The 15,173-nt window shown below is 68.4% G+C and carries 13 protein-coding genes; 4 read left to right on the top strand and 9 right to left on the bottom strand.

Annotation, left to right across the window (positions count from 1 at the left end):
* Positions 1-48: 48 nt before the first annotated feature.
* From AC07YH_RS24685 to AC07YH_RS24655, 7 genes are all read right to left on the bottom strand, one after another.
* Positions 49-957 (bottom strand): ABC transporter permease, encoded by a 909-nt coding sequence (locus tag AC07YH_RS24685; RefSeq protein WP_494749548.1) that lies wholly within the window; start codon positions 955-957, stop codon positions 49-51.
* 145 nt (positions 958-1,102) lie between these two features.
* Positions 1,103-2,197, bottom strand: coding sequence for an ABC transporter substrate-binding protein (locus AC07YH_RS24680; RefSeq protein WP_494749547.1), 1,095 nt, complete (start codon positions 2,195-2,197; stop codon positions 1,103-1,105).
* A 76-nt stretch (positions 2,198-2,273) separates the two neighbouring features.
* Complete coding sequence (locus AC07YH_RS24675) at positions 2,274-3,653, bottom strand: glutamine synthetase family protein (protein ID WP_494749546.1); 1,380 nt, start codon at positions 3,651-3,653, stop codon at positions 2,274-2,276.
* Positions 3,650-5,011, bottom strand: a complete 1,362-nt coding sequence (locus AC07YH_RS24670; protein ID WP_494749545.1) for an aspartate aminotransferase family protein — start codon at positions 5,009-5,011, stop codon at positions 3,650-3,652. The genes AC07YH_RS24675 and AC07YH_RS24670 overlap by 4 nt, the downstream gene beginning before the upstream one ends.
* Complete coding sequence (locus AC07YH_RS24665) at positions 5,008-6,453, bottom strand: NAD-dependent succinate-semialdehyde dehydrogenase (protein WP_494749544.1); 1,446 nt, start codon at positions 6,451-6,453, stop codon at positions 5,008-5,010. The genes AC07YH_RS24670 and AC07YH_RS24665 overlap by 4 nt, the downstream gene beginning before the upstream one ends.
* 6 nt (positions 6,454-6,459) lie before the next feature.
* Positions 6,460-7,950, bottom strand: a complete 1,491-nt coding sequence (locus AC07YH_RS24660; RefSeq protein WP_494749543.1) for an aldehyde dehydrogenase — start codon at positions 7,948-7,950, stop codon at positions 6,460-6,462.
* 65 nt (positions 7,951-8,015) lie between these two features.
* Positions 8,016-8,687, bottom strand: coding sequence for a GntR family transcriptional regulator (locus AC07YH_RS24655; protein ID WP_494749549.1), 672 nt, complete (start codon positions 8,685-8,687; stop codon positions 8,016-8,018).
* A gap of 248 nt (positions 8,688-8,935) precedes the next feature.
* On the opposite strand from AC07YH_RS24655, the gene aptA reads away from it, so the two are divergent.
* Together aptA and AC07YH_RS24645 are read left to right on the top strand one after the other, a co-directional pair.
* Complete coding sequence (aptA, locus tag AC07YH_RS24650) at positions 8,936-10,255, top strand: omega-aminotransferase AptA (protein ID WP_494749542.1); 1,320 nt, start codon at positions 8,936-8,938, stop codon at positions 10,253-10,255.
* A 116-nt stretch (positions 10,256-10,371) separates the two neighbouring features.
* Positions 10,372-11,517: an acyltransferase family protein gene (locus AC07YH_RS24645; protein WP_494749541.1), complete on the top strand. Its 1,146-nt coding sequence runs from the start codon at positions 10,372-10,374 to the stop codon at positions 11,515-11,517.
* Here the strand turns inward: AC07YH_RS24645 and AC07YH_RS24640 are convergent.
* Positions 11,514-12,470 carry a bifunctional helix-turn-helix transcriptional regulator/GNAT family N-acetyltransferase gene (locus tag AC07YH_RS24640; protein WP_494749540.1) on the bottom strand — a complete coding sequence of 319 codons (957 nt, stop codon included), beginning with the start codon at positions 12,468-12,470 and terminating at the stop codon, positions 11,514-11,516. The two genes, AC07YH_RS24645 and AC07YH_RS24640, sit on opposite strands and share 4 nt — an antisense overlap.
* Positions 12,471-12,535: 65 nt before the next feature.
* The gene (locus AC07YH_RS24635) at positions 12,536-13,018 is read right to left on the bottom strand and encodes a hypothetical protein (RefSeq protein ID WP_494749539.1); all 483 of its coding nucleotides are present in this window, start codon (positions 13,016-13,018) and stop codon (positions 12,536-12,538) included.
* Positions 13,019-13,160: 142 nt separating this feature from the next.
* Here AC07YH_RS24635 and AC07YH_RS24630 point away from each other — a divergent pair, with 142 nt between their 5' ends.
* Together AC07YH_RS24630 and AC07YH_RS24625 are read left to right on the top strand one after the other, a co-directional pair.
* Positions 13,161-13,529: a BlaI/MecI/CopY family transcriptional regulator gene (locus AC07YH_RS24630; protein WP_494749538.1), complete on the top strand. Its 369-nt coding sequence runs from the start codon at positions 13,161-13,163 to the stop codon at positions 13,527-13,529.
* Entirely contained in the window at positions 13,529-15,160 is a 1,632-nt protein-coding gene (locus tag AC07YH_RS24625) for a M56 family metallopeptidase (RefSeq protein WP_494749537.1), read from the top strand. Before AC07YH_RS24630 ends, AC07YH_RS24625 begins: the two co-directional genes overlap by 1 nt.
* The last annotated feature ends 13 nt before the right edge of the window (positions 15,161-15,173 follow it).

Raw genomic sequence — 15,173 nt, 5'->3', positions numbered from 1 at the left:
CCACCCTACCCTCCCCCATCAAGGGGGAGGGATCATGAAACAGGGCCATCATGCCTTGGCCTCCGGCGTGCGCTTCGCCAGGACCGCCTGGATCGCGATGGCGATGAAGGTCAGGTACATCAGCACGAACGACATGGCCGCGCCGAAGGGCCAGTCGTTGGCGCGCTTGAACTGGCGCTCGATGACGTTGGCGATCATCTGGCTGTCGGGGCCGCCCAGCAGGTCGGGCGTGAGGTACGCGCCCAGCGCCGGGATGAAGGTGATCAGGATGCCGGACGCGATGCCCGGCAGCGCCAGCGGCACGACCACCTTGAACAGGGTCCGCATGTGCCCGGCGCCGAGGTCGAGACTGGCCTCCAGCAGCGACTTGTCCAGCCGGTCCAGGGCCGAATAGAGCGGCAGCACCATGAAGGGCAGGTGGACGTAGACGAGGCCCAGGATCACCGCGAAATTGTTGTGCAGCAGCTCCAGCGGCTGGAAGTCGCCCAGCGGCTGGAGCCCGACCAGCGTGGCCAAGCCGCTCCCGCCTTTCCACAGCCACTCCAGGCCCTGGTTGGCGAAACCCTCGGTGCGCAGCACGGCGATCAGGGCGTAGGTGCGGATCAGGAGGTTCGTCCAGAACGGCAGCATGATCAGCAGCAGCAGCCAGGTCTTGGCCTTGTCGGACGCGAAGGTGATGGCCAGGGCCACGGGGAAGCCGATGACCAGGCACAGGAACGTCGTCAGCCCCGCCACCCAGGCCGACTTCAGGAAGATCTTCAGGTACAGCGGCTCGATCGCGCGGGCGTAGTTGTGGAACGTGCCGCTGATGGCGATCTCGGTCAGGCCGGCGTTGTGACCGAAGCTGTAGGCCCAGACGATCGCCATGGGCGCGAGGAAGAACAGCACCAGCCACACCAGCGGCGGTCCCAACGCCGCGGCGAAGACGGCTTTCGCCTGTTTCCAGGATTGTTCCATCGGGAGCTTCTCTCCCTTCCCCCTTGATGGGGGAAGGGCGGGGTTGGGGGTGAAAGCGTGTCAGGACTTGGCGAGGCCGGGGTGACATCCACCGTGGGTGTCACCCCATCCCCAACCCTTCCCCATCAAGGGGAAGGGAGCCGGATCATGCCGCCCGCACCCGCGTGATGATTTCCTCGTACAGGCTGGCCTTCTCGGCTCCCTCAAACGCCCCGTACTCGCACTTGGCCATCACGTCGGCCGGCGGGAAGATCACCTTGTTCTCGCGGTAGCTCTCCGGCATCAGCGCCTTGGCCGCCGCGTTCGGGGTCGGGTAGAGGATCGTCTTGGTGATCTCGGCCCCGGCCTGGGCGTCCAGCAGGTAGTTGATGAAGGCGTGGGCGTTGTTGGGCCGCGGCGCGCCCTTCGGGATGCACAGGGTGTCGCTGTTGATCAGCGAACCTTCCTTGGGCACCACGAAGTCGAGGTCCGGGTCGTCCTTCATCACCTGGGCGATGTCGCCATTGTACTCCAGCACCAGATCGACCTCGCCCGAGACCAGCAGGTCCTGGCCGTTGTCGTCGTGGAAGGCCTTCACGAACGGCTTCTGCTTGATCAGCATCTGCTCGATCTTCGGCAGCATGTCGGCCGGGATGTCGTTGACGCTGTGGCCCAGATACTTGGCGGCCAGGCGCACCAGGTCGGCGCTTTCCGACAGCAGGGCGATGTGGCCCTTGTACTTGTCGCTGTCGAACAGCCACTTCCAGCTGTCGGGCACGCCCTGGACCTTGCTCTTGCGATAGCCGATGCCCAGCAGCAGCCAGGTGTAGGGCATCGAGTATTTCCGGCCCGGGTCGAAGTCCGGGTTCAGGAACGACGGATCCAGGTTCTTCATGTTCGGGATCTTGGCGTGGTCCAGCACCTCGAGCATGCCGGCCTGCCCCATGCGGGTGACGAACTCGTTCGACGGCACGATCACGTCGAAGCCCGGATTGCCTGCCTTGAGCTTGGCGAACAACTCGTCGTTCGTCGCGAACAGGCTCATGTTCACGTCGATGCCAGACGCCTTCTTGAAGTCGCCCAACGTGGTCTCACCGATATAGGTGTCCCAGTTGTAGAAGTTCAGCTTGGGCTCTTCGCCGTTCGCCCCGGTAGCCTTGGGCTTCTCGCCGCAGGCCGTGAAGCTGAGGCCGATCGCCGCCGCCCCGAAGGCCGTCAGCAGCGAGCGCCGCGAGGCCCCGCCATTACGATATCCGCTCATCGAAACTCCCTCATGTTTCGCGCCAAATCGATGAAGACTCTTGTTCCATCCTTTTTATTCCCGCCCCACAGCGCCATCAGGCGTTGCGGAGGTACCAGTCGAAATCGAGCTCGGTGACCACCTCGAAGAACCGCGCCTGTTCGGTACGCTTGACCGAGACGAACATGTCCACGAAGCGGTCGCCGAGGTAGTCGCGCAGGACCTCGGATTTCTCGAAGAGATCGACCGCCGCGAACCAGTTGGCCGGCAGCCGCGACTTCTCCTTGGCCGCCGCCGCATAGCCGTCGCCGACCACCGCCGGGCCCGGATCGATCTTGTTCGTCAGGCCGTGGTGGGCGCTGGCCAGCAGCACGGCCATGACCAGGTACGGATTGCCGTCGGCCCCGGCCACGCGGTGCTCGACATGGCGCGTCTTGGCCGGACCGGCCGGGACGCGCAAGGATACGGTGCGGTTGTTGACGCCCCAGGTGGCGGCGACCGGCGCGTAGGAATTGGCCTTGAAGCGGCGATAACTGTTGGCGTTCGGCGCCAGGATCGCCATGCCGTCCCCCAGCAGCGCCTTCATGCCGCCGATGGCGTGCTTGAGCATTGCCGAGCCTTCGATGTCCTCGGCGGCGCACAGGTTGTTGCCGTCCGCATCGTTAAAGCTGACATGGACGTGGAAGCCATTGCCCGCGCGGTCGGCCCACGGCTTGGCCATGAAGGTCGCCTCGACCCCGTGGCGCAAGGCGACGCCCTTGGCCATGCGCTTGTACAGCAGGGCGTCGTCGCAAGCTCTCAAGGCGTCGGGTTTGTGCTTCAGGGTCAGCTCGACCTGGGCCGGGGCGAACTCTGAGATCGCGCCTTCTAGCGGCACGCCGATCACGTCGGCGGTGTCCCACAGCTCGCGCAGGAACGGGGCATGGGCCTCCAGCTCGGGCAGGCCGTAGACCTGGATGCCGGTGGGGCGCAGGCCGGTCTGCATCGACTTGGCTGGTTGCAGCTCACCGTTCGGGCCGCGCTGCAGATCGACAAGGTAGTATTCCAGCTCGCAGGCCGCGACCGGCGTCAGGCCATCGGCGGCGTAGCGGTCCAGCACCCGTTGCAGCACGTGGCGCGGGTCCAGATCGTTCGCCGTCCCGTCCAGCTCGTACATCGACAGCATGACCTGGGCGACGTCGGGGCCCAGCCATGGCGCCAGGGTCAGGGTCCCCGGCACGGGCCGCGCACGGCGGTCGGCGTCGCCGTCTTCCCAGACCAGGCCGGTGTCCTCGCAATCGGCGCCGTTGGTGTCGACCACCAGCACCGAGCCCGGCAGGAAGCGGCCGTAGTCGTAGATCGCCTCCAGCTCATGCACCCGCAGCCGCTTGCCGCGCGGCACGCCGGTCATGCTGGTGAAGAACACATCGACGAACCGCACCTGCGGGTGGGCGGCGAGGAAGTCGCGGCATTCCTGGATATCGGCTACGGCGCTCATACGTCCCCCATCGCGATCGCGAAGCCGTCCACGGCCGCGACCAGCCGGTCGATCGCCGCGTCGTCGGTGACGGGCGAGACCAGCATCATGTTGTGGAAGGGCGCGATCAGGACGCCCCGGTTGATCAGCCACAGATGGAGCGCGTCCACCGCCTGGTGGTCCAGCGCTTTCCGCATGGCGGCGGCATTCTTCGGTGGAGGATCGGCGAAGACCAGTTCGACGCGCGCGCCGACATGGGCGACGGACCACGGCAGGCGGCGCGCGGCGATCACGGCCTTGAGGCCGGCGACCAGGCGGTCCGCGCCGGCCAACATCCTGGCGTAGGCCGCGTCGGTCATCACCTCGGACAGCATCGCCCGCATGGCGGCCATGGCCAGGGCGTTGCCCGACAGCGTGGTGCCGATGCCGGACTGGCCCGGACCGATCCGCTGCTGGGCCTTGTCCATCCGCACCGAGAGCTCGGCCGTGACGCCCCAGACGGCGGCGGGAATACCGCCAGCGACGGCCTTGCCCAGGACGAAGACGTCGGGCTCCAGGTCGTGGGCTTTCGTATAGCCGCCGGGGCCGGTCGAGATCGTGTGGGTCTCGTCGATGATCAGCAGCGTTCCGGCGTCGCGGGTCAGCTGACGCAGGGCCTCGTGGAAACCGGGCTCGGGCAGGATCATCCCGCAGTTGGTCATCACCGGCTCGGCCAGCACGGCGGCGACATCGCCCGGCGCGAGGGCGGCTTCCAGGGCCTCAAGATCGTTGAACGGCACGACGCGGGTCGTGCTGGTCAGGTCGTGGACCTGGCCCAGCAGGCCCGGCTTCATCGTCGAGGCGCCGTCCTTCAGCACCACGAAGGCGTCGTCGACCATGCCGTGGTAGCAGCCGTCGAACACCAGCACGACCGGCCGCTGCGTCACCGCTCGCGCCCAGCGGATCGCCGCGCGGTTGGCGTCGCTGGCCGTGGTCGCCATCTGCCACAGCGGCAGGCCGAAGCGCTCGGCCAAGAGCTTGCCGACGATCACCCCCGAGGCGGTCGGCAGCATGAACCCCGCTCCGCGCTTGATCTGGTCAGCGACGGCGGCCGCCACCGAGGCGTCGCCATGGCCGAACATGGCCGGCGTGTCGCCCAGGCAGAAGTCGTCATAGAGCTTGCCATCGACGTCGGTGACCTGCGCGCCGACGCCTTGCGCGGCGAAGATCGGCGACGGCGACGCCCAGTCGTTCATCCAGTGCATCGGCGCGCCGCCGCGCCAGACGCCGGCGGCGGCCTTGGCCATCGCCGCCGATCGCGGATGCTCCGCCGTGAACCGCGCGCGCTCGGCGGCGATCAGGTCGGACAGTCCGGAACGGGCGGCGACGGCTACGCTCATGCCACCCCGCCGAAGCAGAGGTACTTGGTCTCCAGATACTCATCCAAACCCTCGGACGAGCCCTCGCGGCCCAGGCCGCTTTCCTTCACGCCGCCGAACGGTGCGACCTCGGTGGAGATCAGGCCTTCGTTGATGCCGACCATGCCGGCCTCGATCGCCTCGGCCACGCGCCAGCAGCGGGCGACGTCCTGGCTGTAGAAGTACGACGCCAGCCCGAACGGCGTGGCGTTGGCCAGATGGATGGCCTCCTCCTCGGTGTGGAACTTCACGATCGGGGCGACGGGGCCGAAGATCTCTTCCTGGAACAAGCGCATGTCCGGCGTCGCGCCGCTGAGCACGGTCGGTTGGTAGAACAGCCCGCCCAGGTCGTGGCGATCGCCGCCGACGACGACCTTGGCCCCGCCTTCGACCGCCTCGCGCACCAGACTCTCGACCTTGGCGATGGCCTTGTCGTTGATCAGCGGGCCGATCACCACGCCCTCGCCCGTGCCCGGCCCGACCTTCATCGCCGCGACCTTCTCGGCCAGCCGCGCGACGAAGGCGTCGTGGATGCCGGCCTGGACGATCAGGCGGTTGGCGCAGACGCAGGTCTGGCCGGTGTTGCGGTATTTGCTGGCGATGGCGCCGTCGACGGCGGCCTCCAGGTCGGCGTCGTCGAACACGATGAAGGGCGCGTTGCCGCCCAGCTCCAGGGAGAGCTTCTTCATCGTGCCGGCGCACTGCTGGTAGAGGATCTTGCCCACCGGCGTGGAGCCGGTGAACGACAGCTTGCGCACCCGGCCGTCCTCGCACAGGGCCTTGCCGATGCCGGCCGAGTCCTTGCCGGTGACGACGTTCAGCACGCCCGCCGGCACCCCCGCCTCGACGGCCAGCCGGGCGATGGCCAGCGCGCACAGCGGCGTCTCGGCGGCTGGCTTGACCACCACGGTGCAGCCGGCGGCCAGGGCCGGCCCGACCTTGCGGGTGATCATGGCGATCGGGAAGTTCCACGGCGCGATGGCCGCGCAGACCCCGATCGGCTGCTTGATCGACATCAGCCGCTTGCCGGGCATCGGGGTCGGAATGGTGTGGCCGTAGCCGCGCTTGGCCTCGTCGGCGAACCAGTCGATGAACGCCGCGCCATAGGCCACCTCGCCCTTCGACTCCGCCAGCGGCTTGCCCTGCTCGGCGGTCATCAGCCGGGCCAGGTCGTCGGCGTGGGCGAGCATCAGGTCGCTCCACTTGCGCAGGATCGCGCCCCGCTCCTTGGCGGTCTTGGCCGCCCAGGTCGGGAAGGCCCGATGCGCCGCCTCGATCGCCACCCGCGTCTCGCCGGGACCCAGGTCGGCGACCTGCGCGATCACCGTCCCGTCGGCCGGGTTCAGCACCTCGAAGGTGGCGTCGCCCTCGATCCAGAGGCCGTCGATGAAGGCTTCGGTTTCAACGAGATTCAGGCGGGTCATGCAGGGCTACCTCAGCGTCACGGACACCGACTTCAGGTCGGCGTACTTGTGCAACGCATGAAGGCTGCGGTCGCGGCCAAAGCCCGACTGCTTGAAGCCCCCGAACGGCATGGTGATGTCGCAGGCGTCCCAACCATTGACCCAGACCAGACCCGCCCTCAGCCGCCTGGCTCCACGCAGGGCGCGGTTGATGTCGGACGTCCACAGGCCCGCGGCCAGGCCGTAGACGGTGTCGTTGGCCAGCTGGATCGCCTCGTCCTCGGACTTGAAGCTCATCACCCCCAGCACCGGACCGAACACCTCCTCGCGGGCCAGGGTGTGGTCGGCCTCCAGGCGGTCGAAGATGGTCGGCTCGACATAGAAACCGCCGCTGTCCTGGCGGATGCGCTGGCCGCCCAGCACACGCCGCGCGCCCTGGCTATCGGCGGTGGCGATGTAGTCCAGGGCGGTGTTCATCTGCCGCTCGCTGACCATGGCCCCGAACTGGGTGGTCGGATCCAGCGGGTCGCCGACGACCATGCCCTTGGCCACGGCCACGACCTTCTCCAGGAACTCGTCCTTGATCGAGGCCTCGACCAGCAGGCGCGAGGCGGCGGTGCAGACCTCGCCCTGGTTATAGAACACGCCCCAGGCGGCGGCCTGCGCGGCGGCGTCCAGGTCCGGGCAGTCGGCGAAGACGATCTGGGGCGACTTGCCGCCCAGCTCCAGGCTGACGCGCTTGAGGTTCGAGCGGGCGGAATATTCCATCAGCTTGCGGCCCACGGGGCCCGAGCCGGTGAAGGCGATCATGTCGACGTCGTTGGACAGCGCCAGCGCCTCGCCGGCGACACCGCCGAGGCCGGGGACCACGTTGAGCACCCCTGCCGGGAGCCCGGCTTCAAGGGCCAGCTCGCCCAGCTTCAGGGCCGTCAGCGGCGACTGCTCGGCCGGCTTCAGGACCACGGAATTGCCCATGGCGAGCGCGGGAGCGACCTTCCACATCGCCATGTGCAGCGGGAAGTTCCACGGCACGATCGCCCCGATCACGCCCAGCGGCTCATGCACCGCGTAGCTCAGGCGATCGGCCGGCGAGGCGCCGACCTCGCCATAGACCTTGTCCAGCGCCTCGGCGTACCAGCGGCAGGTGTTGATCGCCAGCGGCACGTCGACATTGCGGGCGTCGCTGATCGGCTTGCCGACGTCCAGGCTCTCCAGCAGCGCCAGCTCCTCGGCGTCGCGCTCCATCAGCTCGGCGAGGCGGAACAGCACCTTCTTCTTGGCGCGGGGGCCCTGATCGCGCCAACGGCCGTCCTCGAAGGCGGTGCGGGCGGCGAACACGGCCAAGGCCACGTCCTCGGCCTGGCAGGCGGCCACCAGGTTCAGCACCTGGCCGTCGCGCGGCGAAACGTTGTGGAAGGTCGCCCCCGAGACGGCCTCGACCCGCGCGCCATCGATCACCGCCAGACTGGGCAGCTCCAGGCGAGCGAGGCGGTCGGTGATGTCGGCGGGCAGGGTCACGCGGGGAAATCCGTACTGATTGTGATCACAGTTTTACGACGACGAGGACGTGTCAAGCTTCCGACTTACGGGCCGGCGTCCACCGCCGCGCGCATCTTGTCCATGCCTTCGGAAAGGTCAGCGGCGATGGCGCGGCGGGCGCCGTCCGCGTCACCGACCTTCAGGGCCGCGATGGCCTCGGCGTGGCGATCGGCGGCCAGGCCGTCCGAGCCGACCCGGCCGAACACCACCCGCATGAACGGCCCGACCTGCAGCCACAGGCCGCCGGCCATCGACAGCAGCACCTCCGCCCCCGCCCGCTCGTAGAGGGCGAAATGGAAGGCGTGGTTGGCGGTCATGTAGCGATCGACATCGCCCAGCCGCAGAGCCTCGTCGACCTCGGCGTCGATGGCCTGCAGCTGGCGAACCAGGCTGGCGTCGGCGTTCTTCGTGGCGCGGGCGGCCAGCTCCGGCTCGACCCACAGCCGGGCCAGGGACAGCTGCTCCAGCCGGTCGGCGGTGAGCGACGGCACGGACAATCGCTTGTTGGCCGGATTGATCGCCAGGGCCCGCTCGGCCACCAGACGGCGGACGGCGTCACGCACCGGCATCGGCGAGACGCTCAGCTCGGCGGCCAGGCTGCGCAAGGACACGCCCTTGCCCGGCGCGATGCGGCCGGTGATCAGCGCCTGGCGGATGGCCTCGTACACCTGGTCGTGGACGGCTTGGGAGTCGGCCAGAGGACGTCGAGCTTTGATCATCTAACCCCTCCCCCCGTCTTCCCGGCGCCACGGGTCGTGCTTCGCACGCCCGAGCATAAACTCCAGCCGGGACCCAGATCCCAAAGCGCTTGTGCTGATGGGATAGGCGCCGCGCTCATGGAACCCACTCCAGCGCTCTTCCATCTGGGCCCCGGCTTTCGCCGGGGAGACGGATGAAAGAAGTGCTCTTCCGAAGAAGATCAAATTGCGATCACAATGCAATCCCCAGAAGGAGTTCTCCCGCCATGCCCGACTTCGGCGCCAACGACCTCGACGCCTTCTGGATGCCGTTCACGCCGAACCGGCGGTTCAAGAGCAACCCGCGCATGCTCTCGTCGGCCAGCGGCATGCTCTACAAGACTCCGGAGGGCCGCGAGGTGCTGGACGCCACGTCCGGCCTCTGGTGCGTCAACGCCGGCCATGACCGTCCGAAAATCCGCGAGGCTATCCAACGCCAAGCGGCCGAGATGGACTACGCGCCGTGCTTCAACATGGGCCACCCGCTGGCCTTCCAGTTCGCCTCGCGCCTGGCCCAGGTGACGCCCAAGGGCCTGGACCGCATCTTCTTCACCAACTCCGGCTCGGAATCGGTCGATACCGCCCTGAAGATTGCGCTCGCCTACCACCGCGCCCGGGGCAAGGGCACCAAGACCCGACTGATCGGCCGCGAGCGCGGCTATCACGGCGTTGGCTTCGGCGGCATCTCGGTCGGCGGCATCCCGACCAACCGCAAGTACTTCGGGTCCTTGCTCACCGGCGTCGACCACCTGCCCCACACTCACGGCGTGCCCGGCAATCTGTTCGCCAAGGGCCAGCCCGAGCACGGCGCGCACCTGGCCGACGACCTGGAGCGAATCGTCGCCCTGCACGACGCCTCCAACATCGCCGCCGTGATCGTCGAACCGGTGGCCGGCTCGACCGGCGTATTGGTCCCACCCAAGGGTTATCTCGAACGCCTGCGGGCGATCTGCGACAAGCATGACATCCTGCTGATCTTCGACGAGGTGATCACCGGCTTCGGACGCCTCGGCGCTCCGTTCGCCGCCGACCGCTTCGGCGTCACGCCCGACCTGATCTGCATGGCCAAGGGCCTGACCAACGCTGCGGTCCCGTGCGGCGCGGTCGCCGCCTCGACCAGGATCTACGACACCATGCTCGAAGGCGCCGACGCCCCGATCGAGCTCTTCCACGGCTACACCTATTCGGCCCACCCGCTGGCCTGCGCGGCGGGTCTGGCGACGCTGGAGACCTACCAGGAGGACGACCTCTTCGCTCGCGCCGCGTCGATGGAGGCCTACTGGCAGGAGGCCATGCATTCGCTGCGGGACGCCCGCCACGTCATCGACATCCGCAACCTCGGCCTCGTCGCCGGCATCGAGCTGTCGCCCCGCGACGGCGCCCCGACGGCCCGCGCGCTGGAGACCTTCGAGACCTGCTTCGACGAAGGCCTGCTGATCCGCGTCACCGGCGACATCATCGCCCTGTCGCCGCCGCTGATCCTGGAGAAGGGCCACATCGACCGCATGGTCGAGACGATCCGCAAGGTGCTGGCCAAGGTCGACTAAGCCCTTGCCGCATTTGTCCTTAGGACAAATGCGCAAAGCCCCTTGTCGTCCGGGGGCGAACACAGCAAGCCTCCCGCGCAACAACGAAAAAGGGGCGTGGGAGGCCCTGATTGCGCATGACGACGACCGCCGCCGCGACCTCGACCAACGCCACTGCTCCGGCCAAGAGCCACTACGTCATCCTCGACGGGTTGCGCGGGGTCGCCGCCCTGATGGTGGTGGTGTTCCACCTGTTAGAGGCCCACAACGGCGGCGACGCACACAAGCAGATCATCAACCACGGCTACCTGGCGGTGGACTTCTTCTTCCTGCTGTCGGGCTTCGTGGTCGCCTACGCCTATGACGACCGCTGGGGCGGGATGAGCATCGGGGCGTTCTTCAAGCGGCGGCTGGTGCGCCTGCAGCCGATGATCATCGTCGGCACGCTGATCGGCGCGGCCCTGCTGACCTTCCAGCACTATTCGCTGTTCCCGAAGCTGGCCAACATCACGACCTTGCAAGTGCTGGTCATGGTGCTGCTGGGCTTCGTGATGATCCCGGTGACCCCGGCGGTCGAGCCGCGCGGCTGGGGCGAGATCTATCCGCTGAACGGGCCGCAGTGGTCGCTGTTCTACGAGTATGTCGCCAACATCCTCTACGCCGTGGGCCTGCGGAAGCTGTCGAACCGCTGGCTGGGCGCGCTGGTGGCGGTGTCGGCGGCGGCGCTGGTCTATCTGCTGACGCGCGGTCCGCGCGGCGACGTGATCGGCGGCTGGGCGCTGGACGCCAGCGGCATCCAGATCGGCCTGACGCGGGTGATGTTCCCGTTCTTCGCCGGCGTGCTGCTGATGCGCCTGGGCAAGCGGATCAAGGTCCCCAGCGGCTTCGCCGTCTGCAGCCTGCTGCTGATCGTGGGCCTGTCGCTGCCGCGCTTCGGCGGTGAAGAGCGCCTGTGGCTGAACGGCCTCTACGAGGCGGCCGTCATCATCCTGCTGTTCCCGCTGATCGTCGCCATCGGCGCGGGCGAGAAGGATGTCGATGGTCCCAGCGTGCGGATCGCCCGGTTCTTCGGCGACCTCTCCTACCCGCTCTACATCACCCACTATCCGCTGATCTACATCTACACCGGCTGGGTCGTGGACAAGAAGATCGGCCCCGCCCAGGGCGCGCTGGTCGGAGCTGGCGTGTTCGTGCTGGCGGTGACGATCGCCTGGGCCAGCCTCAAGCTCTATGACGAGCCGGTGCGGCGCTGGCTGGCGAAGAAGGTCCTCGCCAAGGCCTAACGGCGCGGCTGGTAAGACATCGCCACGTCGCACCGCTCGTAGCGCGCGCCGAACATCGCCATGATCTCGGCGTCGTGCACGAAGCCCAGCTTCTCATAGAGATGGATGGCCGCCGCGCACTTGCGGTTGGTCAGCAGATAGACCTTGTCCATGCCTAAGCTGGCGGCGCGTTCCAGGGTCTTGGCCAGCAGGTATTCGCCGGCCTTCAGGCCCCGGGCGCTGGCCAGGACGCCCATCTTGGTCAGCTCGACCCAGCCGTCCTTGGAGACCATCAGGGCGCAGGTGCCGACCACGCCCAGTTCGGCCGTCTCGGCGAACAGCACCACACCGCCCTTGTCGAGGATCAGCTCGCGCGGCTTGGACAGCAGGGCGATGTCGTTTTCCTCCAGGGCGAACATCTCCTCGATCCACTCGGCGTTGATCCGATAGAAAGCCTCGGCGAGATCGTCGGAGAAGTCGCGCGCCCACAGGGTCGGCGCGCCGGCCGCCTGAATACGGGTCAGCAGCGAGGCCTCGTCCAGCCGCTGCTCGACCTTGGCCAGGCCCTGCATGAAGTCGCCAGTCAGAGCCTCGACCAGCTGCGCGGCGGCTGGCTCGATGCGCGGCAAGAGCTCGGTCTGCACCCGGACCATCAGCGCCTCACCGGCCGGCGTCAGAGCCAGCGACTTGGAGCGCGCGTCGCCCGGCATGGGCCTCGCCTCGACGAACGCGCTCAGCCCGCCCAGGGCGCGCGTCACGGTCGGCTGGGCCAGTTGCAGACGCTGGGCCAGCTCGCCCACCGAGATCGGACCGTGCAGGCGGATGGTCATCAGCAGCGACATCTGGGCCGGCTGCACCGGCAGATCGAGATAGCGCGCCACCTCGGCGGCGTCGGCCTGCATCCGCTCGGCCAGGCGCTTGAGCCGGCTGCCCAGGAAGCCCACGCCAAACCCCGCCAGCAAATCGTTGTCCATCGCCGCCTCCACATTCATAGCGCGCTATATAGCTAGCTATGAAAGGGACATATTGGCAAGGCCGATTACATTCGGAATGGCGGCGCGACGACGCAACGCACCTGGCCGTTCAGGACCGTGACCGACGCCGCCCGCGCGCCGGTCAGGTCGTAGAACCAGTTCCGGCCGCCTTGCGACACGACCAGATAGTCCGGCGCGCCGAACTTGCAGACGGGATAGCGGACCTTGGCCCCATCGATACGGTCGATCAGGTGCGTGCAGGTCATCGTCCCGCCCAACCGCCGGTACAGCGCCTCGTCATAGGGCGTGGCCTGGGGCAATCGGCGCGAGCTCTTGAACAGCATAGGATCCAGCGGCGCGCAGGGCGGGCCGTCGATGCGCCAGAACACGTCCCGCGCCGCCTGCTCGGCGCGATCGTGACGCGCCATGATCTCGAAGCCCACGCCGATCAGGATCGCGAAGCCAACGGCGACGATCACCCAGCGCCAGCGGCTAGGCGCGCGGCCTTCCAAGGGCAGCTTGCCGATATGAACCTGGTCCGTCGCCATAGCCGAACTCACATATGTAATTTGATGTACGTATGTAAATCACGGCGCCAGGATTGTCACTAGAGAGAACATCGATCACCACGCTTGACGCGATCTCGTTACATTTGTAGCGTACTCACGACATCACCGAGGTTGACCACCCATGACCGAGCCCTCCGACCTGGAACTGGAAGTGCTGAAGGCCTTCTGGCGCGGCGGCGCGATGAGCGCCCGCGAGGCGCAGGGCCTGATCGAGCCCGAGCTGGGCTGGAGCGCCTCGACCACCCGCACCGTGCTGGAGCGGATGGTGGCCAAGGGCCTGCTGGTCCGCCGCTCGGTGCATGGCCTGGCGGTCTATGAGGCCCAGAAGGCCAAGGTCGATGTGATCGGCGGCGTGCTGAACCGCCTGCGCGGCCTGCTGGAGATCGACGGCCGGCTCCCCGCCTCCGCCTTCGCCGGCAGCCAGATCCTGTCCGAGACCGAGATCGAGGAACTGGAAGCCCTGCTCAACACCAGCAAGGAGCAGAAGTGATGCATCCGCTGCTGACCTCCACCGCCCTGGGCCTGATCGCCGCCTGGCCTGTCGGCGCCCTGGGCCTGGGCCTGGGCCGCCTGGTCGAGCGCCTGACCGACGACCCGCGCCCGCGCGCCGCCGCCTGGAGTCTGGCCTACGCCCTGCCCGCCGGCGCCCTGGCCGCCACCATCGCCCTGACCTTCTCGCCGGCCTCCATCCAGAGCGCCGCCCCCACCGCCGCGATCGTTCCCGGGCCTGTCCGTATGGCCGTGTTCGAGATGACCACGAACACCATCGCACAGGCGCCCGTCGCCCCCGCCTGGGAGCCTTCGCCCGCCCTGACCAACGGCCTGGCCTGGAGCCTGGTCGGCCTGTCCGCCGCCGGCCTGCTGGCGCGCGGCTGGCGCTGGAACCGGGGTCGCCGTCGTCTGGCCAAGGTCCGCGCCGCCGCCGAGCCATGCCAGGACTACGCTTTGGTCGAGGCCATCCGCGTCCGCGCCGCCGGGCTGCGGGTCCACGCGCCGCGCGTGAAGATCAGCGCCGCCGTCTCCGAGCCTCTGCTGGCTGGGGCCCGCCGCCCGGTGATCCTGCTGCCCAAGACCCTGGTGGAAGCCGCCGACACGCGCCGCCTCGAGCTGGTCTGCGGCCACGAACTGGCCCACCTGCGCCGCGGCGACAACTGGCGCATCCCGGCCGAGGAAGCCCTGGCCGGCCTCTTCTGGCTGGTCCCGCCGGTCGCGGCCCTGCGCGGCCGGATGCTGGCGGCTCGCGAAGCCGTCTGCGACCTGACCGCCCTGGACGGCGCCGCGCCGGAAGCCCGCCGCGACTATGCCCGCGTGCTGGTCGAGGCGCTGAAGATGAACGCCCAACCCTCGCCGCAGTCGGCCTTCACCGGGCGAGATCGCAACCTGGCGGCCCTGCGCCTGTCGGCGATCCTGCAGCCGCAGGGGCGGGCCTCGGCCTTGCGCGTCGGCATGGCGCTGGCCCTGGGCGGCGCCCTGACCGCCGCCACCGGTTTCGGCTCGCTGGCCCTGGCCGAGCAGGCCCGCCGCCTGGCCCCGCCGCCCTCGCCAGAGACCGTCGCGGCCGCTGAAGCGGTCTCCGCCGTCGCCGCCGAGGACGCCGCGCCCGCCGCTGAAGCCGCTCCGGCCGCCGAAGCCCGCGCCGCGACGCCGGCCGCCGAGGCCGAGCCCATGATCGCCGAGGCCGCCCCGGCAATGGAAGCCAAGGCGCCTCTGGCCGCGCTCGCCCCGATGGCGCCCATGCAGGTGCGCGTCGGTCCTGACCCGCATCCCAATCCGAACCCCAACTCGAACCGCAATTCCAATTCGAATCCGCGCCCCGATCCGCGCCCGAACCCTCAGCCCAATCCCCAACCCAACCCGCAACCTCGCGGTCAGTCGAAGCTGGATCGGATCGAGATCATGGCGGACACCCAAGAGGCCTCGCTGAAGGAGGACAAGACCGTCTTTATCGGCGGCGTCACGGTGCGCGGTCGGCTCAATCCGGTGAACGTGGTCGTCAACGTCAACGACGTGAAGGCCTCGCCCTGGTTCCAGCCCGCCGACCTGCGCGAAGGCGTCATCGAGCGGCTGGAGGTGATCAACGCCAAGTCCGGCGATCCCGTCGTCAACATCACGCTGAAATAGCCACGCGCTCGCG

This window comes from Caulobacter sp. GW456-12-1-14-TSB4 (genome assembly GCF_059424195.1).
This window is presented reverse-complemented; position numbering and strand designations above follow the sequence as displayed.

Bases quoted from the DNA above. Each gene is read 5' to 3' on its own strand.
- AC07YH_RS24685 (WP_494749548.1), bottom strand. From the start codon at position 957: ATGGAACAATCCTGGAAACAGGCGAAAGCCGTCTTCGCCGCGGCGTTG.
- AC07YH_RS24680 (WP_494749547.1), bottom strand. From the start codon at position 2,197: ATGAGCGGATATCGTAATGGCGGGGCCTCGCGGCGCTCGCTGCTGACG.
- AC07YH_RS24675 (WP_494749546.1), bottom strand. From the start codon at position 3,653: ATGAGCGCCGTAGCCGATATCCAGGAATGCCGCGACTTCCTCGCCGCC.
- AC07YH_RS24670 (WP_494749545.1), bottom strand. From the start codon at position 5,011: ATGAGCGTAGCCGTCGCCGCCCGTTCCGGACTGTCCGACCTGATCGCC.
- AC07YH_RS24665 (WP_494749544.1), bottom strand. From the start codon at position 6,453: ATGACCCGCCTGAATCTCGTTGAAACCGAAGCCTTCATCGACGGCCTC.
- aptA (WP_494749542.1), top strand. From the start codon at position 8,936: ATGCCCGACTTCGGCGCCAACGACCTCGACGCCTTCTGGATGCCGTTC.
- AC07YH_RS24645 (WP_494749541.1), top strand. From the start codon at position 10,372: ATGACGACGACCGCCGCCGCGACCTCGACCAACGCCACTGCTCCGGCC.
- AC07YH_RS24640 (WP_494749540.1), bottom strand. From the start codon at position 12,470: ATGGACAACGATTTGCTGGCGGGGTTTGGCGTGGGCTTCCTGGGCAGC.
- AC07YH_RS24635 (WP_494749539.1), bottom strand. From the start codon at position 13,018: ATGGCGACGGACCAGGTTCATATCGGCAAGCTGCCCTTGGAAGGCCGC.
- AC07YH_RS24630 (WP_494749538.1), top strand. From the start codon at position 13,161: ATGACCGAGCCCTCCGACCTGGAACTGGAAGTGCTGAAGGCCTTCTGG.
- AC07YH_RS24625 (WP_494749537.1), top strand. From the start codon at position 13,529: ATGCATCCGCTGCTGACCTCCACCGCCCTGGGCCTGATCGCCGCCTGG.